Annotated in this window: 22 protein-coding genes; 8 read left to right on the top strand and 14 right to left on the bottom strand. The window is 40.2% G+C overall.

Annotated features, from left to right (window positions below):
• Positions 1 to 4 precede the first annotated feature (4 nt).
• Positions 5 to 1,030 (top strand): EF-P beta-lysylation protein EpmB, encoded by a 1,026-nt coding sequence (gene epmB, locus ACVCDT_RS01480; protein ID WP_447130966.1) that lies wholly within the window; start codon positions 5 to 7, stop codon positions 1,028 to 1,030.
• Positions 1,031 to 1,045: 15 nt separating this feature from the next.
• Here the strand turns inward: epmB and ACVCDT_RS01475 are convergent, their stop codons facing one another.
• A complete protein-coding gene (locus tag ACVCDT_RS01475) occupies positions 1,046 to 1,234 on the bottom strand; it encodes a hypothetical protein (RefSeq protein ID WP_447130965.1) in 189 nt (62 codons plus the stop codon).
• Positions 1,235 to 1,326: 92 nt separating this feature from the next.
• On the opposite strand from ACVCDT_RS01475, the gene ACVCDT_RS01470 reads away from it, so the two are divergent.
• Entirely contained in the window at positions 1,327 to 1,635 is a 309-nt protein-coding gene (locus ACVCDT_RS01470) for a hypothetical protein (protein ID WP_447130964.1), read from the top strand.
• Positions 1,636 to 1,643: 8 nt separating this feature from the next.
• On the opposite strand, the gene ACVCDT_RS01465 is transcribed toward ACVCDT_RS01470, so the two are convergent.
• The 6 genes from ACVCDT_RS01465 to nudF form a co-directional block, all read right to left on the bottom strand.
• Entirely contained in the window at positions 1,644 to 2,930 is a 1,287-nt protein-coding gene (locus ACVCDT_RS01465; protein ID WP_447130963.1) for a hypothetical protein, read from the bottom strand.
• Positions 2,931 to 4,820 carry a DNA topoisomerase IV subunit B gene (parE, locus tag ACVCDT_RS01460; protein WP_447130962.1) on the bottom strand — a complete coding sequence of 630 codons (1,890 nt, stop codon included), beginning with the start codon at positions 4,818 to 4,820 and terminating at the stop codon, positions 2,931 to 2,933.
• A 98-nt stretch (positions 4,821 to 4,918) separates the two neighbouring features.
• Positions 4,919 to 5,497 (bottom strand): YqiA/YcfP family alpha/beta fold hydrolase, encoded by a 579-nt coding sequence (locus tag ACVCDT_RS01455; protein WP_447130961.1) that lies wholly within the window; start codon positions 5,495 to 5,497, stop codon positions 4,919 to 4,921.
• Positions 5,498 to 5,511: 14 nt separating this feature from the next.
• Positions 5,512 to 6,255, bottom strand: coding sequence for a metallophosphoesterase (locus tag ACVCDT_RS01450; RefSeq protein WP_447130960.1), 744 nt, complete (start codon positions 6,253 to 6,255; stop codon positions 5,512 to 5,514).
• 13 nt (positions 6,256 to 6,268) lie between these two features.
• Positions 6,269 to 6,667, bottom strand: a complete 399-nt coding sequence (locus tag ACVCDT_RS01445) for a DUF1249 domain-containing protein (protein ID WP_447131268.1) — start codon at positions 6,665 to 6,667, stop codon at positions 6,269 to 6,271.
• 37 nt (positions 6,668 to 6,704) lie between these two features.
• Positions 6,705 to 7,340: an ADP-ribose diphosphatase gene (gene nudF, locus ACVCDT_RS01440; RefSeq protein ID WP_447130959.1), complete on the bottom strand. Its 636-nt coding sequence runs from the start codon at positions 7,338 to 7,340 to the stop codon at positions 6,705 to 6,707.
• Between the two features lie 268 nt (positions 7,341 to 7,608).
• On the opposite strand from nudF, the gene tolC reads away from it, so the two are divergent.
• Both tolC and ACVCDT_RS01430 read left to right on the top strand, forming a co-directional pair.
• Positions 7,609 to 8,964 carry an outer membrane channel protein TolC gene (tolC, locus tag ACVCDT_RS01435; RefSeq protein WP_447130958.1) on the top strand — a complete coding sequence of 452 codons (1,356 nt, stop codon included), beginning with the start codon at positions 7,609 to 7,611 and terminating at the stop codon, positions 8,962 to 8,964.
• Positions 8,965 to 9,109: 145 nt separating this feature from the next.
• Positions 9,110 to 9,925 (top strand): ion transporter, encoded by an 816-nt coding sequence (locus tag ACVCDT_RS01430; RefSeq protein ID WP_447130957.1) that lies wholly within the window; start codon positions 9,110 to 9,112, stop codon positions 9,923 to 9,925.
• Here ACVCDT_RS01430 and ACVCDT_RS01425 read toward each other — a convergent pair.
• The 4 genes from ACVCDT_RS01425 to ACVCDT_RS01410 are packed head-to-tail and all read right to left on the bottom strand — an operon-like array spanning position 9,922 to position 14,952.
• Positions 9,922 to 12,069: a putative bifunctional diguanylate cyclase/phosphodiesterase gene (locus tag ACVCDT_RS01425; protein ID WP_447130956.1), complete on the bottom strand. Its 2,148-nt coding sequence runs from the start codon at positions 12,067 to 12,069 to the stop codon at positions 9,922 to 9,924. The genes ACVCDT_RS01430 and ACVCDT_RS01425 overlap by 4 nt on opposite strands.
• A gap of 8 nt (positions 12,070 to 12,077) precedes the next feature.
• Entirely contained in the window at positions 12,078 to 12,569 is a 492-nt protein-coding gene (locus tag ACVCDT_RS01420) for a Rab family GTPase (RefSeq protein ID WP_447130955.1), read from the bottom strand.
• 53 nt (positions 12,570 to 12,622) lie between these two features.
• Positions 12,623 to 14,389: an OmpA family protein gene (locus ACVCDT_RS01415; RefSeq protein ID WP_447130954.1), complete on the bottom strand. Its 1,767-nt coding sequence runs from the start codon at positions 14,387 to 14,389 to the stop codon at positions 12,623 to 12,625.
• 8 nt (positions 14,390 to 14,397) lie between these two features.
• Positions 14,398 to 14,952, bottom strand: a complete 555-nt coding sequence (locus ACVCDT_RS01410) for a hypothetical protein (protein WP_447130953.1) — start codon at positions 14,950 to 14,952, stop codon at positions 14,398 to 14,400.
• Between the two features lie 338 nt (positions 14,953 to 15,290).
• Here ACVCDT_RS01410 and hemH point away from each other — a divergent pair, with 338 nt between their 5' ends.
• From hemH to ACVCDT_RS01390, 4 genes are all read left to right on the top strand, one after another.
• Positions 15,291 to 16,379 carry a ferrochelatase gene (gene hemH, locus ACVCDT_RS01405; protein WP_447130952.1) on the top strand — a complete coding sequence of 363 codons (1,089 nt, stop codon included), beginning with the start codon at positions 15,291 to 15,293 and terminating at the stop codon, positions 16,377 to 16,379.
• Positions 16,380 to 16,543: 164 nt separating this feature from the next.
• Positions 16,544 to 17,818 (top strand): DUF819 family protein, encoded by a 1,275-nt coding sequence (locus ACVCDT_RS01400; protein ID WP_447130951.1) that lies wholly within the window; start codon positions 16,544 to 16,546, stop codon positions 17,816 to 17,818.
• Positions 17,819 to 18,238 carry a DUF4112 domain-containing protein gene (locus ACVCDT_RS01395; RefSeq protein ID WP_447130950.1) on the top strand — a complete coding sequence of 140 codons (420 nt, stop codon included), beginning with the start codon at positions 17,819 to 17,821 and terminating at the stop codon, positions 18,236 to 18,238.
• A 109-nt stretch (positions 18,239 to 18,347) separates the two neighbouring features.
• Positions 18,348 to 18,956: a glutathione S-transferase family protein gene (locus ACVCDT_RS01390; RefSeq protein WP_447130949.1), complete on the top strand. Its 609-nt coding sequence runs from the start codon at positions 18,348 to 18,350 to the stop codon at positions 18,954 to 18,956.
• A 17-nt stretch (positions 18,957 to 18,973) separates the two neighbouring features.
• Here ACVCDT_RS01390 and ACVCDT_RS01385 read toward each other — a convergent pair whose 3' ends face one another.
• The 3 genes from ACVCDT_RS01385 to ACVCDT_RS01375 all read right to left on the bottom strand — a co-directional run bounded on the left by ACVCDT_RS01385 (position 18,974) and on the right by ACVCDT_RS01375 (position 23,977).
• Positions 18,974 to 19,867, bottom strand: coding sequence for a carbon-nitrogen hydrolase (locus ACVCDT_RS01385; protein WP_447130948.1), 894 nt, complete (start codon positions 19,865 to 19,867; stop codon positions 18,974 to 18,976).
• The gene (locus ACVCDT_RS01380) at positions 19,857 to 20,915 is read right to left on the bottom strand and encodes an agmatine deiminase family protein (protein WP_447130947.1); all 1,059 of its coding nucleotides are present in this window, start codon (positions 20,913 to 20,915) and stop codon (positions 19,857 to 19,859) included. The genes ACVCDT_RS01385 and ACVCDT_RS01380 overlap by 11 nt, the downstream gene beginning before the upstream one ends.
• Before the next feature lie 101 nt (positions 20,916 to 21,016).
• Positions 21,017 to 23,977 (bottom strand): reprolysin-like metallopeptidase, encoded by a 2,961-nt coding sequence (locus tag ACVCDT_RS01375; RefSeq protein ID WP_447130946.1) that lies wholly within the window; start codon positions 23,975 to 23,977, stop codon positions 21,017 to 21,019.
• Between the last annotated feature and the right edge of the window lie 249 nt (positions 23,978 to 24,226).

Here is a 24,226-nt window from a genome sequence, read left to right as displayed (position 1 = left end):
GTAATTGACACAAATAATACCTAAAAAACTCATGACTGTAGAGAGTAACTGGCAAAAAGAACTGGCAATGGCCTTTTCTGACCCAGTTTCTTTACTTAATTTCCTTAATTTAGACCCAGAAGGATTTTCTGAGGACTTAGCTGCACGCAAGTTATTCCCTATGCGCGTACCTAGACCCTTTGCTGAACGAATGAAAAAAGCCGATCCTAAAGACCCTTTATTTTTACAAGTGTTTACCCAAAAAAGTGAATTTGACAGCCCGGCGGGATATTCTGCCGATCCACTTTTAGAGCAAGACAATCAGCAACCCGGCATTTTACATAAGTATAAAAACCGTTTGTTATTGTTAGTACGAGGCGGCTGTGCGATAAATTGCCGATATTGTTTTAGGCGGCATTTTCCTTATGCAGACAATCACTTAAACAAACATCAGTGGCAACAGGCCTTAACCTATATTGCAAATAATCCAAATATTGACGAAGTGATTTATTCGGGGGGCGACCCGTTAATGGCTAAAGACGACTTCTTGCTTTGGTTAACTGAACAAATAGCAGCTATTGGTCATGTAAAACGCTTACGTATACACACGCGTTTACCTGTGGTGATACCCTCTAGAATTACTCCAGAATTGCTCAAATGGTTTACTAAGTCACGTTTGAAGCCGGTTATGGTATTGCACATTAATCATGCCAACGAAATCGATAAACACTTTGCTTCAGCCATGGATAAACTAAAACAAGCAGGGGTGACTTTGCTAAACCAAGCTGTGCTGTTGAAAGGTATCAATGATGATGTGGAGCAGCAAATAGCGTTAAATGAGGGCTTATTTGAGGTTGGGGTGATGCCTTATTATTTGCATGTGTTAGATAAAGTTCAGGGGGCGGCACACTTTGACCTGCCAGAGGTGCAGGCAATAGAATTAATCAAAGAATTAATAAAACGCCAGCCAGGTTATCTGGTGCCTAAACTCGTGCGAGAAATAGGTGGCCAGCCTGGCAAAACGCCACTTGATTTACAGCTTCATCCCTAGCTTAACGTTAACCCCTCAAGCATAAGTATCAATATTTGATCCTATTGCTGGATTAGCAGAGGTTACTTTGGGTGCTGCGGCAGCTTCTATTAATTCTATGGTAGCTTGACCTTCAATCTTTTGTTGAGACTTAGCCAACTGTAAAGATTTAATTTCAAGGGTAGAATTACCAGAGCTAGCCGTCCCTGCCGTAGAAATATCCATACTGTGCTCCTTATCGCTTGTAGCAAAGTATAAAAACAGGCAAAATCGCCCGCATCAGAGATATATCGACCATATTAAGTAAAACTTTAGTTATGCAAACCATTATTCAATCGCTAGCCGAAAATGTTCAAGTTATTTACCGCAAATCTATTGACGCAGACAATATTATTGCGCAGTTACAACAAGATGGAAAAGGCAAGTTTAGTGCTATTTTTGCCCAAGACGCTGGGTTTAAAGCCAATAGCCGCTTATTTAAACCTTATGTAGAAGAGCTAGCTGCAGACATCTTGGATTTAGAAAAGCAATCTGAACAACAAATAAAACAAGCCTTGCCTGAGTTGGTTAAAAAAATTGAATTGATGTTAACCACCTTGTCTCAATTTCAGAAAAACGCGCGCTAAGCAAAAACTTAGTTAGTGGTGTGAATGGGCAGTTGTGCCACGCGCTGTTTGATATTGGCAATCATGTCTAGATATTGTGGGCTGTCGACCTGTGCAAATTGTTGTTGAAAGTCAGTCTTTGATAGCCCTTCTGGTAAATCCTTAACCTCAGGAAAAAACAAACTTTCATCTTGGCTATTGGCGAGTGTTTGTTGCAAGGTTCGGGCACTGCTTAATTGGGTGGCCGAGATTGCAAACTCAACGCCGGCAATATCTGCGGCTAAGTCTACAAAACTATAGCCACTGCCATTATTGCCTCTGTCCATTAGTTCTTTAAATTCTCCAATAGCAATGCTTAATCCTTGCTCAGAGAGGATCTTGAGGGCCGCGGATAATATAAAATGTTGATTAAGATCAACCCTATTATTTAAGGTCGGTTTAGCTTTGGGTAACAAAATTTTGCCTGGAATAGGTTGTACATCTCCCAGTAAGTTCGCAAATCTATGGTGCCCTGCGTAAACAGCAAGGGCCATAATTGCCGCTTCATTTTCTAATGCGGCGCTTTTATAGGTAGAACGTTCATAGGCTAGGGAAAATAACGGGCCTATATAGGCCGCTAACGACTGACGAATAGGCATTTGGCTAATGCTTAATTCAGACAGCTTTTTTAGATAAAAGGCGGTTCTTAGACGCTTTTCTTGATCTGTTACCCCTGCTACCCCAGCTTTCAATTCATTCAAATCTTGCAAAAATTTACCCAATGGCAGCACAGTGAGACGCATGATCTTATCGTTCATTGCCACGTATTCTACTTGTTGAATAAATTGGCTAGCAATTTGACTTTGAGTATACCAATTGGCAATTTTCACTAAGGTGGCTAAAGCATAGTCACCAGCTATTGTAATAGGGCCAACTTGCACTTGACTTATATTGACCCCAGGACCAGGTAATAAAATCACATGTAAATTGAGGTAGTTGCCCAAAGGATTAGAAGGTAGGGCATAGCTTGCAAAAAGTTCTGCCTGATTTGCAGTTATCTTTACTTCACCTTGAATTTTTCCGTTTGCACGTTGGGCAAAACCCACAAGACTATTGAGTTGATTTTGACTCATAACTAATTGCTGTTTACGGGTTCGATTTTTGGCACCAGCACTAAGTTGTTGCATTAAATGCTTTACCGATTCAGCATGATCGACTTGCTGGCCGCTATTGGCCACCACTAAAGGCTGTGATTCAACGACTATTGCTAAGGGGCCAAGCACTAAAAACATGCCGAGCAGTAAAAAAATCAGTATAAATTTAATAAGTTTTTGCAACTAAACTATCGCCATATTACCTTTGGATTCTAGCCATTCTTTGCGGTCAGGTGCGCGTTTTTTCGCTAGTAACATGTCCATGGTTTCTAACATTAAATCAGCATCTTCAACTGTCAGTTGAACCAACCTACGAGTATTGGGATCCATAGTCGTTTCGCGCAATTGCATAGGATTCATTTCACCTAAGCCTTTAAAACGTTGTACATTGACTTTGCCACGTTTTTTCTCGGCAACTATGCGATCTAATACTCCTTCTTTTTCACCTTCGTCTAAGGCGTAATAAACATCCTTGCCAACATCTATTCTAAATAAAGGCGGCATGGCCACATAAACGTGTCCAGTATTTACTAAGGTTCTAAAGTGTTTAACAAATAACGCACACAACAAAGTTGCAATGTGCAGTCCATCCGAGTCTGCATCGGCTAAGATGCATATTTTGTCGTAACGTAAACCAGATAAATCTTCTGAATCAGGATCTATGCCTAGCGCTACAGAAATATCATGAATTTCTTGTGACGCAAGCACTTGCGAAGAGTCTACTTCCCAACTGTTTAAAATTTTACCGCGTAACGGCATGATGGCTTGAAACTCTCGGTCGCGAGCTTGTTTAGCACTGCCGCCTGCCGAGTCACCCTCAACTAAAAATAATTCAGAACGACTTGAATCTTGAGTTGAACAATCGGTTAGTTTTCCTGGTAAAGCTGGGCCTTGGGTAATTTTTTTACGTGCCACTTTTTTACTTTGACGTAGTCGACTTTGCGCATTGTTAATGCACATTTCTGCTAAAAGTTCGGCAACATCTGTGTGTTGGTTTAACCATAAACTAAAGGCATCTTTCACCACACCAGATACAAAAGCGGCCGCTTGACGCGAAGATAGTCGCTCTTTAATTTGACCTGCAAACTGCGGATCTTGCATTTTGGTAGATAAAATATAGCTACAGCGATCCCATATATCTTCAGGAGTCAGCTTTACCCCTCTAGGCAGTAAATTTCTAAACTCACAAAACTCACGCATGGATTCTAATAATCCCTGACGCAGGCCATTTACATGGGTACCGCCTTGAGCAGTTGGGATCAGGTTTACATAACTTTCAGTGACCATTTCGCCACCTTCAGGTAGCCACATTACTGCCCAATCTGCTGCTTCATTGTTGCCAGAAAAAGAGCCTACAAAAGGGCTATCCTCTGGCAAGGTCACATAGTCTTTAACCGATTGGTAAAGGTAGTCTCGTAAGCCGTCTTCAAAATACCACTCTGTGGTTTCGTTACTAACTTTGTCATCAAAACGAATACGTAAACCTGGGCATAAAACTGCTTTTGCGCGTAAAACATGTAACAACTTAGTGACCGAAAACTTAGCTGAATCAAAATATTGTGGATCAGGCCAAAAATGTACTTTGGTCCCTGTATTACGTTTTCCACAGGTATCGACTATGGCTAACTCTTGAACTTTATCGCCATTTTCAAAGGCAATTTGATGCACTTTGCCATCGCGTTTAATAGTCACTTCTACTCGTTTAGATAAGGCATTTACTACAGATATACCTACACCATGCAAACCACCCGAAAACTGATAGTTTTTATTCGAAAATTTACCCCCTGCATGCAGCTTAGTCATAATTAACTCAACCCCAGAAATACCTTCTTCTGGGTGAATATCCACTGGCATGCCGCGGCCGTCGTCTGTTACTTCTAATGATTGATCAGGATGTAACACCACACGAATTGAACTGGCAAAGCCACCTAAGGCTTCATCTACACTGTTATCAATCACTTCTTGGCTTAAGTGATTAGGGCGGGTGGTATCGGTATACATACCAGGACGACGTTGTACCGGCTCAAGACCGTTTAAAACTTCAATAGCATCAGCGTTATATTGATTTGACATAGTGGTTAATCAGAGCTCTTTTATTCGAGAGTATGCTTAGTAGCAAAGTCCACCAAGCGCAATTTATTCTTATATAGACATGTTATACCAAGCTTCAATTAGTCTTGCAGTAGAAACCTAAAAATTTCTGGTAAGAATCGCTGAAAATTTTGGAAACTATGATCTCCACCTTGTTCAATAGTCAGTTTATGGGCCTGATATTTATTTTCAGCTTGGCGATAATCAAGGGTTTCGTCAGCGGTTTGTAATAACACCCAAAATTCCGAATTGCTGGATAAATTAGGCGTATCATACTGTTTTAATTCAGTAATGTGTTTTGCTTCTATGATAAAGCTTTCATGGGTGTAGGGATTTTTATGCTCGCCCATAAAGTCTAACAAGAGTTCATAAGGTTTCACTGCAGGATTTATCAATACGGCTTTTCCAGCATATTTGTTGACCATATAAGTAGATAAATAGCCGCCTAATGAACTGCCAATAAAACGCAACTTTTTGCCTTTATGCTTTTCAATTAGTTGCTCAATGGTGTTGATTGCTTGCTCTGGAAAGTTTCCTAAATAAGGGATCTCTAGGGATAAGTCTGGATAATGGCGTTGCACAAAGTTTAATGTTTGTTGCGCTTTAACCGATTGTGGTGAACTTAAAAAACCATGCAGGTAAATAACTAGGTAGGGCAAAATATTAAAACTCCTTATAAATAATATGTCGAACTCTCGATCTTTCCTGAATCCAGCAGTGTTAGCATTCTATAACCTGCAATGGGCTGGCCTAAGCTAAACTCTGGCTGACTATCGAATTGCCAACAAGTCGCTGGGCAAGACATATATAAACACTCATTTACTTGCTTTTGGTTAGCCTGATGAATATGCCCATAAATCACGCCTTTTACATTGGCATGTTGATTGATCAGGGCATTAAATTCATCTCGATTTTTCCATTCATGTTGGTCCATCCATCCCCCAGTAGCAATAGGGTGGTGATGGGCTGCCATTAGATGAAAACCCTCAGCATGCTCAGTTAAATAAGTATTCAGATTTATCAAACTACTTTTCTCAAGCTGGCCTTTGGTTATTTCATCATGGGTACTTAATAAATGTAAATGCCATCTTGAGCCAAGGGCAATATGGGGTAAGTTAATCCATAGTTGATGCGCAGGAAAGCACGCTTGCATCAGGCTTGGGTCATCATGGTTGCCTGGCAGTAAATACAGCTCACAACTGAGATTAGCTTGTTTTAATAAAGTCTGGAAATGCTGATAACTCTCACCGCTGGCGTCACCACTAATATCCCCTGTTACTATTAAAAGGTCGGGTTGTTGTTGCTTAATGTGTTGCAATACCAAGCGCAAACTTTGATAAGGATTAATCTGCAGATAACCACATTTATCAGAATCAGAAAAAATATGGCAGTCAGATATTTGGGCGATTTTTATCACAACTAACGCCTAACTAATTGGTTAAAATTTGTTGTTGCTGTTTTTCGCTTAGGCAAAAGTGTAACCACTCAGCTAAAAATAAATTCACCATTTCTTTTTCATTTTTTTGGTACATTTGACTATTTGGATAGCGGTAACTTGGCTCTAACGCTCCAATATTTTGCGCGCTGATTACTTCAGCCATTTTAGCATCATGGTATAACCTAACTTTTACTATAGGGCGCATAAAAGCATAGCCACTTTGATTTTTTTGCGACATTTCTATGGTGCTAGTAAAGCGACTGCATTCAACAATAGTAATGGTGTATTGCAGGTTATTATTAATATCAAAATGAAAGGTGAGATTTTCGGTATCACAATCAGGAAGCAAGCGTAACAAACGCCCGTAATTAACCTCACACACTTGGTGCATATTGGCTAATTGAGGCACATACTTCTTTTTTAACACGTTATTTTTGTTCCCAGTTGGCAATGAGTTTAGCTTTGTTTAATACAAACCATTGTAGCGCAATCAAGCTCGCAGCATTATCAATTTTGCCTTGCTCCATCCACTGTATTGCAGTTTGAGTAGACACTCGACGAACTAAAATGTCTTCTTGTTCATTGTCTAAACCATGCACTCCTTGCGCTTGGCTAGCATCGACCTGTCCAATATAAATATGAATTCGCTCTGTGGTTCCACCTGGGCTAGATAAATAACTCAGTGCTTTGGTAAGTGATTTAATGGTTAACCCCGCTTCTTCTTTTGCTTCTCGGCAACATACTTGTTCAGGGGATTCGCCCTTATCTATCATGCCGGCTACTACTTCAAATAACCAAGGGCTACAAGAGGTGTCTAATGCCCCTATGCGAATTTGCTCAATGAGCACAATTTCATCCAACACAGGGTCGTAGGGCAATACCGCCACAGCATGTCCGCGTTCAAAAATTTCGCGCTCAACGGGTTGGCTCCAGCCTCCTGCAAATAGCTTGTGTTTAAAACGGTATTTGACCATGTTAAAAAAGCCTTGATAAAGCGGCGTTTTATCTAAAATTTGCACATCTTGTGAAGAAAATTGTTGATTAGCTGGTGTAGGGTCTGGCAAAACACTCTCCGATTAACATAAAAAATTTTGCGGCTAGGTCTAAAAATTAGGCTGCAAAAAAAGCATGACTGCAGCTTCAAGCCTATCACATGGCATGTAAGCAAGTTTAGCAACTAATAACATAAAATATTCTGTTACACTTGAGGCCTAAGTGTTACGACTAAAGAATGTTAGTTAACGCTTGATTTGCATAGACTTTACCCAAATAAATAGGATTCGGCTAAATGCTACTGGCTAAGATCGGATTAGCAAACACATAGGATTACCAATGAAAAAAACATTTTTGTCGCTCTTGATCAGCATGGGGCTATCGACCTCTGTTTTTGCTGACGACCTTTATCAAGTTTATCAAATGGCAGTAGAGAAAGATCCTACTATCAATAGAGCCAAAGCAGACCGTGATGCAGCTTTTGAAGGTATTCCTCTTAGTAGAGCCGCATTGTTACCGCAAATTTCTGGTTCAGTTAGCTATTCAGATAGCACCTCAGAATCATTTAATTTTGAAACCGACAGCAATGGTGCCCCTACTGTTGGTATAGTCGACAGTGATTCAACTAACTTGGGGTTAGACTTAAGTTTAAGCTTATCTTTGTACGACAGAAGTAATTGGTTAGCCTTATCTCGTGCAGAGAAAATTGCCCAACAAAGCGACACTAGCTATGCCTTGTCTAAGCAAGACTTAATCGTAAGAACTACAGATGCGTATTTAGCGATTTTACGTGCTAAAGACAGCTTAACTTTTGTACAAGCCGAAAAACGTGCCATTGAGCGTCAACTGGAACAAACTAAACAAAGGTTCAACGTAGGTCTAACTGCTATAACAGATGTACATGAAGCACAGGCCAACTTTGACAACACTGTGGCACAAGAAATCATTGCTGAAAATGTGGTTGAGTTGCGTTTAGAAGAAATGCGCGAAATCACTGGCAAGTACCACACAAATATTTCAGTGTTAAATACCGAAAACTTTAGTGCGTCTCGTCCTACTCCTGAAGGGGTAGAAAATTGGTTAAAAATAGCGGAACAAAAAAACCTCGACTTGATGGTAAGAAGTTTAGCTAAAGAGATTGCGAAAGAAGATATAGCGTTAGCAAAATCTGGGCATCTGCCTACTTTGTCTTTACGTGGCAGTTACGGACGTGACGATACTGAAATAAATGGCAATTCAAATTTCCCTGCTCGCGATAGCAGCTCTATTTCACTTAATTTAAGTGTGCCTATTTATTCAGGCGGTTCGGTAAGCGCACAAACTGCACAGGCAAGGTATCGTTATGTTGCGGCCAGTGAAAACCTAGAATTAACTTATCGCTCAACCGTACGCTCGGTGCGCGCTGCCTACAATGATGTGCTGGCCACAACTTCAACTATTCGTGCCTTAGAGCAAGCGGTTGTTTCTGCCGATAGCGCCTTAAAAGCTACCGAAGCAGGCTTTGATGTAGGTACTCGAACCATAGTAGATGTACTGAATAGTACCCGAAACTTATTTGATGCCAGACGCAATCTAGCAAGTGCTCGCTACGATTTTATTCGTGCCATTTTAGGCTTAAAACGCGCTTCGGGTAATTTAACTGAACAAGATTTGATGGACATAAACCGCGGATTGGTTGCTGCACAAGCTAGTTAATCACAAGTTTAATTAACTAGGGCAGTATTTACTGCCCTTTTTTATGTTTTAAGCCCTAGTCAACCTATTACTGATTGACAGCCATGTTAAACAATTTACCCTATTGGCCATTCAAGCAAACCCTTAGAAAATAGTTAGCACTTTTATGCAAGCCTCTACTCTTCAAAATAAATTTATCCGTATTCGCAGTAACAAAATATTTGAAATATTTGTGGTCACAGTGATCATATTTTCTGCTTTATTGGTTGGCGCTAAAACCTATGAAATGTCACACACTATGTTGGTGGTGGCAAAGTTTTTAGATTGGTTTATTAGTGCATTTTTCTTAACTGAACTAACCATAAGGTTTTTGGCCGAGCATAGAAAACGAGACTTTTTTAAGAGTTTTTGGAACATCTTCGACAGCCTAATAGTGTTTGTTAGTTTATTGCCAGCCGATGACGCTGAGTTGGCCGTTATCGCGCGTTTAGTTAGGGTATTTAGAGTTTTACGGATGATCTCTATTATCCCTGAGTTACGAATTTTATTAGTTTCTTTGCTTAAAGCTTTGCCCCAATTAGGTTACGTGATGTTACTGATGTTTATCATCTTTTATATTTATGCGGCCATTGGTAGCACGCTCTTTGAAGCCATTAACCCAGTACTTTGGGGCGATATTACCATTTCTCTGTTAACGCTATTTAGAGTGATGACCTTTGAAGACTGGACAGATGTAATGTACGAAACCATGGAAGTGTATCCCATGAGTTGGGTATTTTATTTAAGCTTTATATTCTTTACGGCTTTTGCATTTTTAAACATGGTAATTGGCATAGTTGTGAATGTGATGGAGCAAGAAAATGCTAAAGCCAGAGCAGAAAAAGAAGAGGCAGAAGGGGAGCCGAGTTTAAAAGAGATTTCCGCTCAAATTAGCTTGTTGCACTTACAGTTAACAGAGTTAAAAAATCAGTCGAAATCTTAGTTTTTTGGGTTTTGCTGAATTAATTGGTAGAAGTCTTGCACAGGTAAAGGGCGACTAAACAAATAACCTTGGGCAATATTGCATTGATTGTTTTGTAAAAACTCTTTTTGCACTTGGGTTTCAACCCCTTCAGCAATCACTTCCATATTAAGGCTTTGTGCCATAGAGATTATGGCAACAATTAATGCACTAGCGCTGCTTTGTGAAGACTCAGACAACTGAGAAATAAATGCGCGATCGATTTTTAATCTGTCTATGGGTAATTTTTGCAAATAAGACAAAGAACTAAAACCTGTACCAAAATCATCAATAGAAACACTGATCCCTAGTTTTCTTAGTTCATCTAAAAGCTCATATACTTTTTGATAATCGTCTATTAGTACCCCTTCAGTTAATTCAAATTCGATATATTTAGGGTCGATATTTTGTTCTTGTAAATGCTTCTTAATAAACTCAAATAATCCACGATCTTTAACCTGTCGAGGCGACAAATTAATCGACAGTGTAATAGGGTTACCTAATTGATTTAATTGAGTAAATATATAACAGGCTTGAGCTATCACCCATTTTCCAATAGGAATAATGAGTCCAGTTTGTTCAGCTAAAGGAATAAACTCATCCGGACTGATCAGCTTTCCATCGGCTTGTCGCCAGCGAATTAACACTTCTGCTTTATGTACTTGATCTGTGTCTAAATACATTATGGGTTGTAAATGCAGTTCAAATTCGTTGTTTATAATGGCTTCTTGTAAAGCCTCTTCCATTTCAATGCGTTTTCGCGAGGCTTCAACTAGCGCTTTTGAATAAAATTGTATATTGCTGTGATTAACTTTTTTGGCAGAAAAAACCGCCAGATCAGCAAACTTCATCAACTCCTCAGCGGACTGACCATCATCAGGAAAAGCGGCGGCTCCAATATTTAGCGCTAACTCACAACTTTTTCCAGATGGCATATAAACGGGAATGCTTGTGATATCGATTAAGGATTGAGCTAACTCAGTGCACTCAGCTTGGTGTTTGTCAGCCGTTTGGCTTGCTGCGGGCGAAATGGTTTTTATCAGCGCAAACTCAGTACCGCCAATTCTGGCGAGAATATCTTGTTCTGATAAAGTCGATTTTAGCCGTTTGGATAATTCTTTTATTAGGCTATCGCCTTCTTGGTAACCATGAATTTCGTTAATTCGCTGAAACTGTTTAATGTCGATATACAGTAAATAAAATGGCAGGCCTATTTGAATGCTATGACTGAGTTTGTGCCAAAAATGTTGTCTATTTGGTAAGCCGGTTAAGTCATCAAAATGCGTGAGTTTTTCGTTTCTTTTCTGCAGGTATTTAATTTGCGTGACATCACTGACCACTACAATCCAATTTTGCAATTCCATACTTTGGTTTTTGATGGGATGTAGAGATAACTTAATCCATTTGTTTTCATTTTGTGCGTTTAGAAAAAACAACTCACCTGTCCAGGCGGTTTGAGTGGATAATATTCTTTCGCATTCAGGGTATTGGCTGCTAAATAAAGTTAGAATTTGTTGTTCTATGTGGTTATTTGATGCGTTATTTAGCTCGCTAAATAATTCAATAAGTACCGAATTACAGCCCACTTTAGCTAAATGCTGATCTAAAATGAGTACCCCTAATTCTGTTTGATTTAGCAGTAGATTAACCGGATTCTGTGATCTTGTGAGGTCATGGCTATCACACAGAATTTGATCTAAACGCGCATTAATGTATTGATGTTGACTGGTGATTTGTTCTTGTGAAAAGGCCAGTTCTCGGGCAATTTGCAAGGTTTCTTGCTTGTCCATGTATTTAGCGCTGACATTGTCTATGACTAAATAATTGTCGAGCTCGGTAGCAATGGCCGACGCTTCCAATCTAAGGGTTTGTTTAGAGGTTTGTTCTGACCAAATTCCCGACTTAATTTTTCCGAATGCTTGGTTACGCCATAAATTTTCTGCATCAATTAAAAAATCTTCAAGGTAACCCGCTTCATTTTCGAATTTCACTATCTGGGCATTGCTGGGTAACCACTCATCTTTCCATGCAGCTTGGTTGTAAATTAATTCAAACTCCCCCGCGCCGAGGCGTTTGAATACTAAACAATTTAATAGGCCTAAAGATGAAAGTAATGCAGTATCCATAAGTAAGGTTAATCCAATAGCAACTGAGCGACGTAAGTAAACATATCTTCAACACCTTCACCGGTTTTGGCACTGGTTAAAAAAGTCTGCTTAAAGCCTGACTTTTTCTCATGAATTTCTTCTTCACTCCAATGCCAACTCGCTGGTAAATCGGTTTTATTAATGACCAAAACCCCTGGGATGTCTGCCACTTCAGACACCATACTTTGGATTTCTGCACCTTCGACTAACGATTGTGAACGGGTATGATCTACAACAATTATAAAAGCAGAAGCGCCTCTTAGGTATTTAGGTTGAAAGCCGCAGTATCTGTCAATGCCTTCTATGTCCCATAACATTAATTGCACCTCGCCTTTATTGGTGTACACTTGTTTTTTATCTATTTTTACACCAATTGAGGTTAGGTATTTTTCAGAAAATAACCCTTCTACAAACTGTTTAACTAAACTGGTTTTACCCACTCCAGTGGCGCCCAAAATGCATACTTTTTTATGGATCATAGAATTTCTTATAATTTTAGATTGATGAAATAAACCATGTTTAATAAGTTTTATTATTCGTTTTCAAAGTAAACCACATTAAATAACACTTTACGTACTCCTTCAGTGCGTTTGGCTAAAGTAATTGCCCCTAACCCCACGGAATTAAGTCGATTAGCTTGTAGCCCTAATTGTTGCAATTTAAGTTTTGCATTGTCTGCGCGCTTTTGACTCAAAGTCTTGTTATGTGATGTTGAGCCTAACGCATCGCTTGCACCAATAATAATTAAACCAATAGATAAGTTTTGTTGGTCGGCTAGGGCGACTATTTGCTCAAATAGGGTCTTTACCCTGATAAGTTGTTCTAAAGCACTAGGAGATAAGTCACTGTTGTTTGGTTCAAAACCAAGGTTTATTTGTTCAAGCTCGGCAATATGCATATTCATTAGTGACTTAAGAATCTGTGGATTTTTTGCTTGGGCATTCTCAGGCTCTTTTATCTTAATGTTATCTAACCATTGGAGGCTAAAGTTTAATCCTAAAAGATTGCTTAATTGTTGTTCTAATTGCCATTTTTCAGTTCGACTTAAATTACCATAAAACAAAGGTTTACCTTCAGACCATAACACCTCAAGGTCATCATAAGTAGCGACTATCTCGGTGGTTTTTTGTTGTATCAAACTTGGGTCTAGTGATAAAAAAGCGGTTTCTTTTATGGTTATTTTGTTGCTATCTAAATTGCGCGCAGTTAACCAGCTTTGTACGGTCGGCGCATTAGGATCTCGCATCACTCCCAGAAAAACTTTATCTAAACCCTGCGAATCTAATTGAGTAATTAAAATACCAGGGGTTTGCTCGATCAAAGCTAGTTTTTGCAACAACTCATGGGTTTGCCATTTTTTTACGGCTATATAGCTTATGCCAATTAAAAAGCTGCTTAGCAGTAGATAGGCTAACCAAGGGCGGCGCTTTTTTTTCTGTGCTTCTTGTTTAAGCTCTGCCATAAGGCAGTCTCTTAATTGATCTTCACTATCGGCAAAAGGCGTGATATCACCGTTAAAATCTTTAAGTTCTTGTTCGTAAATTTTATGTATGTCTTCAACTGTTTTTTGTAATTTATTACCGACTTTTTGTGGCATATTGCCGGTAATAGCAGCCACTACAAAGGCTTTAGGCCCTTGTTTTAACAGTAGGGTGAAATTATCGGTTTGAACTACATCTAAGGTTTGGTCATCGTTAGTTTGGTTTTGTCTAAAAGAATCAGAAACGAAGTCGTTGATCGCTACTAACATCGAAGATATCAGGTCTGCATCTGCTTGAGTGTCTATCCCTAAAGAAACAGAATTAAGCAGCAAGCCAGTTTCACTATGGATTAAAAATACTTGCTCAACCCGATAATCAAAGGTTTGGCTTGCAGCATATTGCGAAAAGCTCACCCCAGATTGTTTTGCTTTAATACGCCAAGATAAACCTTTAATAGTTAAGCTGTTTTCTAAAAGAGTATTGGTTTTTTCTAAAAGCTCGGCAATAAAAGCAGACACAGATTTTCTAACTAACTTACCCATAATGGGGTACATAGAACTAACAAATTGTTCGCTATGCACAGTGATAGAATGCTCTACTGATTTTTCGACTATGGGCACTAAAACTTTGTTTACTGTGCCATCTTGAGACTCACGATCTTTTAACGCCTCGCTGATCTTGTCGGCAAGTAATTCGCGTGAGTGATGCTGAAAAATTTGTTTTACGTAAAATCCGTCAACCCCTAGCACTAACTCACGGAGTTTATGCATCTGTGCTTGGTCGTGATTTTTCGCATCTGGGTTAGGTGACTGTGCCATGTTTCAGGCTACTCACCTTCGTCAGTTTCAAGGTTGCTAGCCACAGTTGCCAACAATTTAGCCAAGGTTTTTCTATCGGTTTTAGAGGAGTTTAGTTCGCCTGAAACTTGATTTAACTTATCTAATGCTTGTTCAAGCTGTTGAGTAAATTGTTTAGTTAATTTAGCAATTTCTTGGTCAAGGCGTTCATGCAGTGCATCGTTGTCTTGTTTATTGGCGGTGTCGGCCATTTCTAATTCTGAAGATAAGCGTTCAGCATAGGCATTTAGATCTGAATTTTTTTGCTCTTGGCTTTGCTCTGAAGCCGCTAGATGCTGCTCAAGTTTGGCAAAGCCTTCATTCATTTGGGTTTGTAGACTAACAGCTTGTTTATCAAGATTTTGTTGTAATTCAGATAGTTGTTTATGGGTATCTTGTTTTAGCTCATTAATTCTCTCAATCAGGCTTAGTTCTGCCTCACCAAATACTATTTTTCGAAGTTTAGCTAATTCGCTTAATTCATTAGATTCGGTTTTAGAAGGAGAGTTTTGCACAGAATTGTCTTGTTTGCTTTTGTTCGCCATCCTGGAATCCTTATAGTTACAACGAGATCTTAGTTTGCTAAACCTAATATCTAGACAATCACATCATGCACATCTTTGCATAAAATTTATACACATTATCTGAACTAACACATAACCTAACTGATATTTTTATTAATGCATGCCTAGTTAGGTCTTGGTTACTTTTCAAATTGTCTTTTATTTGGCCTCATTCAAATATAAGTCAGTTTTTGTGTTTTTACCTAGAATATGTGGCTTAATTCATTGATTTTTAAAGTAAGTCGTTCAAAATAGCGCTCTGACTTACAAGCTTTATCGCTTTATTTTTCAATCCGTCCCCTTTTATTTACGAGTGTGTCATGAAATATCTAGGTAGCCCGAATTTTACCCACCAACAGCAAGATAGAGTGGGTGTATTGGTCACTAATTTAGGCACCCCTGATGCGCCTAAAAAAGGCGCGTTAAAGCGTTATTTAAAAGAGTTTTTGTCTGACCCTAGAGTAGTGGAAGTGCCACGCTTGATTTGGTGGCTGGTATTGAATTTAGTGATTTTAAATATTCGTCCAAGGCGTTCAGCTAAGGCTTACAGCACAGTTTGGACCGAGCGCGGTTCGCCCTTGTTATTTCATACTCAAGATCAAACTGAAGCATTAAGAGGTTCATTACAAGCCAAATACGGTGAAAACCTAGTGGTAGAATTTGCTATGCGTTATGGCTCGCCTTCTATCGACAGTGTATTAGACAAAATGCTGCAACAAGGCGTTCGTAAACTTTTAGTCGTGCCTTTGTACCCTCAGTATTGTGCCTCTACTACGGCTTCAACCTTCGATGCAGTGGCAAAAAAGTTTCAGCAAACTCGCTGGATCCCCGAGTTGAGGTTTATTACCCAATACCACGACAATACAGATTACATTAAAGCGCTAGCCGCAAAAATTAAGGCGCACTGGCAACAACATGGGCGAGCTGAGAAACTGGTTTTTAGTTATCATGGCATACCTAAACGTTACTTGCTAAATGGCGACCCTTATCACTGTCAATGTTATAAAACCACGCGCTTAGTGGCCGAAGAATTAGGCTTACAAAGCAATGAATATTTAACCTGTTTTCAATCACGTTTTGGTCGAGAAGAATGGCTTAAGCCCTATACCGACCATTCTTTAAAAAACATGGCCAATCAAGGGGTTAAATCTGTACAGGTAGTTTGCCCAGGATTTTCTGCCGATTGTTTAGAGACCATAGAAGAAATTGGCGAAGAAAACCGTGAATACTTTATACAAGCGGGCGGTGAGCGTTATGAGTATATTGCGGCACTCAATGCCGATAAACAACATATAGCTATGTTGAGCCAATTGGTTGAGCAGCACAGCCAATGTTGGTTAGAGGAGCTAGACGTTCAAAACCCAGAGCAAAGACAAGAATTAGCTAAACAATTAGGAGCAAGCAAGTAACCTTATTACAAGCACAAGACCCTTTAATGGGAGTGTGGTAACATTTAATTTACAAAAAAAAGCCTATCTCTGATTGAGTCATTGTTATTCAATCTAATAATAAAAGGTAAAAATAATAATCCCAACAGGACATGCTGTTATAGGGAAGCTACGCAGGAAAATTTATGTCGACACAAACTTTAGCGGATCAAGCTGTGGTCCACTCACCACTATTTACCAACGATGCCACCATTATGGGGATCTTAGCCATGTTACTTGGCTTGGTATTTTATACAGCAAAGCTTAACACTCCTTTTTGGCGCAAGTTTTATATGTTTGTGCCTTCAGTGTTGCTTTGTTACTTTTTGCCTTCTTTATTAAATACTTTTGGTTTAATTGATGGCGAACAATCTAATTTATATTACGTGGCTTCGCGTTATTTATTACCCGCTTGTTTAGTACTGCTTACTATAAGTGTTGACCTAAAAGCCATAGCGCGCTTAGGCAGTAAAGCACTGATCTTATTTTTTACTGGTACCTTAGGTATTGTCATTGGTGGGCCAATTGCGTTGTTAATTGTGTCTGCAATAGTGCCCGAATTATTAAACAATAATGGTCCAGATGCAGTATGGCGCGGTATGACCACAGTAGCAGGAAGCTGGATAGGCGGAAGTGCCAATCAGGCTGCCATGAAAGAAATCTATGGTGCAGGTGATCAAATGTTTTCGGCTATGGTCACTGTAGATATTATTGTGGCGAATTTATGGATGGCTGTTTTATTAGTGATGGCCGCCAATGCTAAAGCCATAGATGCAAAAACTGGCGCCGATACCTCTGCCATTGATGCATTAAAAGACAAGGTTAAAAGTTTTCACGAGCAGCATGCACGTATTCCAAGCCTAAATGATCTTATGTTAATTGTGGCTGTAGGCTTAGGGGTAACAGGCCTAGCGCATTTGTTTGCCGATAACATTACCCCATATTTTGTAGAAAACTTCCCTGAATTAGAAAAGCTAAGTTTCCATAGCAAGTTTTTCTGGATGATCATTTTTGCCAGTACAGTTGGGGTGGCTTTGTCTTTTACTAAAGTGCGCGAATTAGAAGGGGCAGGTGCCTCTAAAGTAGGCTCGGCCTTCTTGTATATCTTAATTGCCACTATAGGTATGAAAATGGACGTCACTATGATTGCCGATCAACCTTTGTTTTTCTTGATTGGAGCGATTTGGATGATCATTCACGCAGCCTTAATGTTGGGTGTAGCTAAATTAATTAAAGCACCCTTGTTTTATATGGCTGTGGGCAGTCAAGCCAATGTGGGTGGGGCGGCCTCTGCACCTATAGTCGCCTCGGCATTCCATCCTTCATTAGCGCCAGTTGCGGTTATGTTGGCAGTACTAGGTTATACAGTAGGAACTTATATGGCTTGGTTCTGTGGACAAATTCTGCAAAGCATAGGCTAGATGAGCCACACTCCCCATTCAATTAAAGCGCCCAAGGCTTTGCTTAGGGCGCAAAAATTAGCCAACTTAGCAGATAGTCAAATTCGTATTCCTATTGTTGGAATACAGCTAGGATTAGACTTTTGGCTGGGTTTGCTGCCAGTGGTGGGTGATTTTATTATGCTATTGGTGTCTTTACGTATTCTTGCTTATGCAAAAGCCATAGAGGTACCAAAAGCATTAAGAGTGATAATGTTAAGGCACATCATTATTGACTTTGTGTTAGGTAGTTTGCCCGTGGTTGGCGACCTATTTGATTTATTTTATAAGGCTAATCAAAAAAATGTACGCATCATGGAAAAATGGTGGGTCAGTCAAAATCATGCCGATATTCAATCTTCAGGTCAGCAAGCACTAAAAGCTTGGCTAGATAAGCAGTAACACCAAGATCCTCAAACTATTTGCTAAAATTGAGCATCTTGCTTAGAGTCAAACTTGTCTAAAGTAGATTCTCTTTAGCCCGACTCAACTACTACAAAAGCAGGTAAGCATGAAGATATACGACACTCATACCGCCCCCTCTCCTAGACGTGTAAGAATGTTTTTGGCGGAAAAAAACATTCCCATGGAATATGTGCAAGTGGATCTACAAAAAGGTGAAAATATTTCACCTGAAATGCGCGTCAAAAATCCAGTGGGTAAAATCCCCATTCTTGAGTTAGACGATGGCACTTGTATTAGCGAAGCCGCAGCCATTTGTTTGTATTTCGAAGAAATGTATCCAGAGGTCAACTTATTAGGCCAAGGTGCATTAGAAAAAGCCCAAATAGACATGTGGCACAGACAAGTGGAAATGTACTTTTTTGGGCAAGTTGGTATGTGCTTCCAACATACAACAGGTTATTTTAAAGACCGTATGATCCCGGTAAAAGAATACGGTGAAGTAGCAGGTAAAAATGCAGTGGGATTTTTACGTTTATTAGAAAAACGGTTAGGGGAATCTGAGTTTATTGCTACCGACAGATTCACCATAGCGGATATTACAGCCTTGTGTGCCATAGACTTTGCCCGGGTCGTCAACATTAAACTAACCGAGCAATATCCTAATTTACAACGCTGGTATGCTGCAGTAAGCAGTCGCCCAAGCGCTAAAGCTTAACTTAGACCTTGGCGTGATTAATCTCGCCAACGTTTGCTTAAGTCTTGATAGGCGTCGATTCTACGATCCCTAAAATACGGCCAAATGCGTTTGATTTGTTCGGTTCGAGTTAAATCAATATCAACGACTAAGTTTTGTTCTTGGTCGCTGGCCGCTTTGGCCAAAATTTCACCTTGTGGACCAGCAACAAAACTTTGTCCCCAAAATTCTATACCCGGATCTCCCTCAACAGGAGAAGCTTCAAAGCCAGTTCGATTTGCTACTATTACAGGAACAGAGTTGGCCACAGCATGCGAGCGCTGTATGGTTTGCCAGGCATCATGTTGGCGGCTTTGCTCTTCGGGAGTGTCGGTTTTATCCCAGCCAATGGCGGTAGGGTAGAACAACATATCAGCCCCAGCCATGGCCATTAAACGTGCGGCTTCTGGGTACCATTGATCCCAACACACTAACACACCTAATTTACCCACACTGGTTTGTATAGGTTCAAAGCCTAAGTCGCCAGGGGTGAAATAAAATTTTTCATAAAAACCCGGATCGTCGGGAATATGCATTTTGCGATATTTGCCTACTAACCCAGCCTGACGATCAAAGACTACAGCTGTGTTGTGATATAAACCTGAGCCCCGTTTTTCGAATAAAGAAGTGACTAAAACAATATTGTATTTAGCCGCTACATCGGCAAAGTAATGGGTGGCAGGGCCGGGAATAGGCTCGGCTAAATCAAAGTTTGTGGTGTCTTCTTGTTGGCAAAAGTACAAGGTGCTGTGTAACTCTTGCAACAACACTAATTCGCAACCTTGTTCGGCAAGCAAGCGAATTTGTTCGGCACTTTTGGCCCAGTTTTCATCTTTATTATTGTTGGCAACAGCTTGTTGAACTACGCCAACTTTTAAGGTTTTATTTTGCATAAGTTTGCACTCCGCCTTGTAATTGGCTCACTACTTCAGGTTTAAACATACCCTTTGCCACTTGCATACTAATACAATGCAAACTGCCAAACTGTTGTACTAAAGGTAGGCAGTTAATCGGCACTATTTTATAGTCTGGGTAGGCTTGTGCCATAACTTGCATGGCTAACTCGTCTTCTGGCTGTTGATAAATGGGGCATAAAATATGTTGATTAACAATCAAATAATTAGCATAAGAAGCAGGCAAACGTTGGCCTTGTTGATTCATAATTAAAGGCAAAGGCAAGCTAAATATTTGATGGCTTGGGAAAGCCTGCTTACATTCTTCAACTAAGGCACTTAAGCCGGCAAAATGGCTGTCTTGCGGTCGATTAAATGCCGCTTGTACCACTAATCCTTGGGTTGGTGTAAAGCGTACTAGGGTATCGATATGCCCATCTGTATCGTCACCTTCTAGATGCCCTTGCGTAAAAATAGTGCTTTGGCTAGCCCCAAGGTATTTTGCAAAATCTTGCTGATACGAACTTAAGGTTTTGTTGCCATTGCGCTTAGGATTAGTTAAACAAAGGTCGGTTGACAATAGGTGCCCTGAGCCATCAATTTCTAAGGCCCCACCCTCTAAGACAAGATCTATTGACTGCAACGGATGCTGACATAACTGACTAAGTACACTTTGATTAATTAAGTTGTCTTTGTGTGCGTTAAACTTGTCACCCCAACCATTAAAAATAAATTCGATTGGGTGAATCTGTTGTCCAGCCGCGCAACTTAAAAAGCCGTAATCTCGTATCCAAGTATCGTTATAATCAGCTTCAAGCAAAAGCACACGGGCACTTTGCTTAAGCTTAGCTTTACACACTGCTATCTCTTCGCTAGCGATTAATAAAATAACCGGAGTATTAGCCGCATTTAACTGGGCAATGATCTCTAAGTACACAGCTTGAACCTGTTCTAACCAAGGTTGCCAATCTGTATTTTTATCTGGCCAAGCAAGTAAAACCGCCTCTTGTGGCGCCCACTCGGGTAAAAGTCGAAGCTCTGTAGTCATAATAAGTAAGTGGTGGTAATTTGGGTGGATTATAAAGTGTTGTTATCTGCGCGTCTTGTTTTCTAGCAATAATTTCGTCACAAAAGTTCTAGCATTTTAGTCTATTGGGCTGCTAAGCAAGCTGCGGCTACCAAAGTATTATAGGTGACGGCATATTGATACAGCGCCTTGCGCTGCTCATGCTGCTTTTGAGAGGTTAAGGCATCGCTGCTATTAGGTAATATTTGGTAACCACATAGTGCTTTTAACTCTGCATGTTTGGCCTCTATTCCGGGAGGGGTCTGTCCTCTGCCTGCAAAAGTTAACAAGGCAAATTGGCGATTTTTAATTGCAACTTGGGCATCGCTTTTGGCATCTGAATAAGGCAAGTTAACTTGCTTGTTAGACTCAGCGCAGGCCGTTAACAGGCTAGTACTAACAATTAAGATTATGTATTTTATACGCACTTTAGTTAAGGACTTGGCGACTAAGGTTAAGGCGGCTAATAGAGTCAGCCAAATTAAGCTGCCACCTGAGCTACTGCTACTATCAGTCCCGCTGACAACTGTCGCTCGCACGTTAATAGTCAAGTTAGCTTGCGCCGTTAACTCGGCGTCGCTAACGGTATAAGTGATAGTTTCACTGCCAGAAAAACCTGCCGCTGGGGTATACAGCAACAAGCCTTGACTGATGCTCACTGTGCCTTGTCCGGCATAGGAAAAAGACATCAGTGTTAATTCATCTTGATCAATATCAGAATCGTTTGCCAATACATCTATACTCACCTGTGAACTGTCTTGCTGCACAGTTAAGCTATCGTCTAGCGCTTGCGGCGCATCATTTATTGGGGTGACTTGCACTTGTAAAGCAAACTCATTGCTGTCTTTATCACCATCATTAACCAGCACATTCACCGATAAACTGCCGTTAAAATTCTCATCAGGTATCACAGTTTGCAGTGCAACCCGATAGTTTTCCCCTGCCATCACTCTCAAACTAAAGTCTTCTGGGTAGCTAGAGTCGGGGTCTTCCACTATTAGGTCTTGCAAGACAATTTCTCGCTCACTGTCTTCGGCGAATTGAACTGGCTGCTGACCTACAATTTTTGGAGCACTAGGTTCAACTGCAATGATGGGAAAAGCAGTAGGGCTAATGGCATAAAATATGTTGTCAGAACATTTCAACATTAGCCTAGATATGTCGCTGTTAATATTTGGCACAGTAATGGAGTGTTGCCCGTCGTTATCTATGGCTGAGGCTAAGCTAATAGCAAATTTTTGTTGGTTATTGGTATCTAATAACAAGTCAACTTTGGCACAGTTGATTGGACTAAGTTGAGTATCGCCAATTTGCCAATGAATGCTTTCTGTATTTGAACCCTGCCAAGCAACAGGCGAATCAATATTAAAAGATGTCAAATTAGCTTTAATTGCCACACTGGTATCCTGATGGCTTACCCCACCATGGCCATCGCGCACGGTTAATCTAAATAGCAGATTACGCTCGGTTGTGGCATAGGTTTCACCAATACTGGTGCTTTGCTTGATTACATCTTCTAGTTTAGGGAAATAGCGCTCAGGGGTATTTATTGGGCTAAATGAACGAAATAGTGGATTACTACCATTATCAGCATTGAGCTCACTGGCATTGTGAGTGGCGCCAGTATTTCCACCATTATTGTATTGCTCCCAGCTATAAGTTAATGGGTCATTGTCTGCATCTGTTGCCGCGCCTTGTAAAACAAATGGGCTGTGGGCGGGAATGCTATAGCTTTGTTGGGCAAGTTGGATTTCGGGGGCTTGATTACCTGTACTTTGTTGTACGCCACAATTTTGACTAGAAAGCCCAGCTATATGTTGATGAATAGCTTGAATAGAACTAGCGTGAAAATAAGGATCACTAAATTCCTGCAGATCTTGTTCGTCACAAATCCCCGCATAAGCCATGATAGTGGAACCACTACCTGGTTCATACGCGGCTTGGTCACTCCTTGAGTCTTGGCAACTCCCAGAGTCTTCGGCGTTAAAGCTATGTTTAGCTCCTAACTGGTGCCCCAGTTCGTGCGCCACTAAATCAATGTAAAATCTTTCTCCTTTAGGCCGACTTAAGCCAGTATAACCTTGGGCTTTAAATTGAGGGTTACACATAACTCCCACATAAGCTAAGCCCCCACCATTGGTACTTAATAAATGCCCAATATCATAATTTTGACTGCCAACTGCATTGTCTATGGCTTGCTGATTGCTTTCTATATCACTGGATGCGTCTGAATTGGTAAAAGGGTCAGTTTCTGCATCAAAAAATATAATGTCTTGGTTATCCACCAACTCAAATTTGATAGCTAAATCAATCTCTAAAATTTGGTTTATTCTGTTGACCAAATTCATCAATTCAGCCACCACCGAATCTACTGTGCCGCCTAATTGTTGGGTATATTCTGCGGTGGTGCTAATGGCTAATCTAAAAGTCCGTATGCTATCTCCAGTTGTATTTGCCGACTTTTGCGCAGTCTGAGGTAAAAACGGGCTTTGGGGTGGCGTTAAGATCGCATCTTTAAAGTTTGCTTTGGGTTGGCTAGCTGTCTGGTCTTTATACCAATAACTAGCGTATTGCTCAGTGTTATGGGTAAACTCAGGCGACAACAACATCCATTGATCTTGATATTTAAACATCCCAAATAAGCCTAAATGACTAATGCTAAAGCGACCAAAGTTATGTTCTGCGCCAATTTGTACCGATTTATAGGTCATAAAATGCGGAAATTTTTGGGCTAAATCTGCAGATAAAATAGCTGAGGGAGTTAAACGGATCGTTATATCCTCTCCATTTGGCAAAGGTAGCCTAAGGTTAATAGACTGATTGACTTCTCTAAAAGTGTTTTCAAGCACCTTAGTATTGACCTGAATGCGTCTAATATTTTTTGCTGCAGTACGCTTTTCTAGATGCGGCGAGAAGGCTTGTTTGGGTAAGCTAGTTTGCCATAAAGCTGCTTGACTGTTCGCCAAGCCAGGCAGGCTTATGCAGGTCAAACAAACTAATAAAAATGTGATACAAACTTTATTCATATTGGGCAGGCACGTCATCTAGATGTCTCTTAATACTGGCTCTCAGTGTTAACCTTAGGGGATGATTGTTCAAGTAGATTTTTAATCTATAGGTTTTTTTAGGGAAAGCTTTTATCTTTTAAAGACAAGCGGCTTATTAACTAGAAATACGACTTTTGCCGCGCTAGGATCAAGCCCAAGCGAAAAATCCTTTAAGAGCACAGCTAAGTGGCAAAACAATCAAAGTTTAACTGGTGGCACACAGATTGTATTAAATGCAAAAGGTAT

The sequence above is a fragment of the Paraglaciecola aestuariivivens genome, from assembly GCF_052983255.1.
Note: the sequence above shows the minus strand (reverse complement) of the source record. Positions and strands in the feature narration are given on the sequence as shown.

Coding starts and splice junctions, on each gene's coding strand:
- ACVCDT_RS01475 (WP_447130965.1), bottom strand. CDS start 1,234: ATGGATATTTCTACGGCAGGGACGGCTAGCTCTGGTAATTCTACCCTT.
- ACVCDT_RS01470 (WP_447130964.1), top strand. CDS start 1,327: ATGCAAACCATTATTCAATCGCTAGCCGAAAATGTTCAAGTTATTTAC.
- parE (WP_447130962.1), bottom strand. CDS start 4,820: ATGTCAAATCAATATAACGCTGATGCTATTGAAGTTTTAAACGGTCTT.
- ACVCDT_RS01445 (WP_447131268.1), bottom strand. CDS start 6,667: ATGCACCAAGTGTGTGAGGTTAATTACGGGCGTTTGTTACGCTTGCTT.
- tolC (WP_447130958.1), top strand. CDS start 7,609: ATGAAAAAAACATTTTTGTCGCTCTTGATCAGCATGGGGCTATCGACC.
- ACVCDT_RS01430 (WP_447130957.1), top strand. CDS start 9,110: ATGCAAGCCTCTACTCTTCAAAATAAATTTATCCGTATTCGCAGTAAC.
- ACVCDT_RS01425 (WP_447130956.1), bottom strand. CDS start 12,069: ATGGATACTGCATTACTTTCATCTTTAGGCCTATTAAATTGTTTAGTA.
- ACVCDT_RS01420 (WP_447130955.1), bottom strand. CDS start 12,569: ATGATCCATAAAAAAGTATGCATTTTGGGCGCCACTGGAGTGGGTAAA.
- ACVCDT_RS01415 (WP_447130954.1), bottom strand. CDS start 14,389: ATGGCACAGTCACCTAACCCAGATGCGAAAAATCACGACCAAGCACAG.
- ACVCDT_RS01410 (WP_447130953.1), bottom strand. CDS start 14,952: ATGGCGAACAAAAGCAAACAAGACAATTCTGTGCAAAACTCTCCTTCT.
- hemH (WP_447130952.1), top strand. CDS start 15,291: ATGAAATATCTAGGTAGCCCGAATTTTACCCACCAACAGCAAGATAGA.
- ACVCDT_RS01400 (WP_447130951.1), top strand. CDS start 16,544: ATGTCGACACAAACTTTAGCGGATCAAGCTGTGGTCCACTCACCACTA.
- ACVCDT_RS01395 (WP_447130950.1), top strand. CDS start 17,819: ATGAGCCACACTCCCCATTCAATTAAAGCGCCCAAGGCTTTGCTTAGG.
- ACVCDT_RS01390 (WP_447130949.1), top strand. CDS start 18,348: ATGAAGATATACGACACTCATACCGCCCCCTCTCCTAGACGTGTAAGA.
- ACVCDT_RS01385 (WP_447130948.1), bottom strand. CDS start 19,867: ATGCAAAATAAAACCTTAAAAGTTGGCGTAGTTCAACAAGCTGTTGCC.
- ACVCDT_RS01380 (WP_447130947.1), bottom strand. CDS start 20,915: ATGACTACAGAGCTTCGACTTTTACCCGAGTGGGCGCCACAAGAGGCG.
- ACVCDT_RS01375 (WP_447130946.1), bottom strand. CDS start 23,977: ATGACGTGCCTGCCCAATATGAATAAAGTTTGTATCACATTTTTATTA.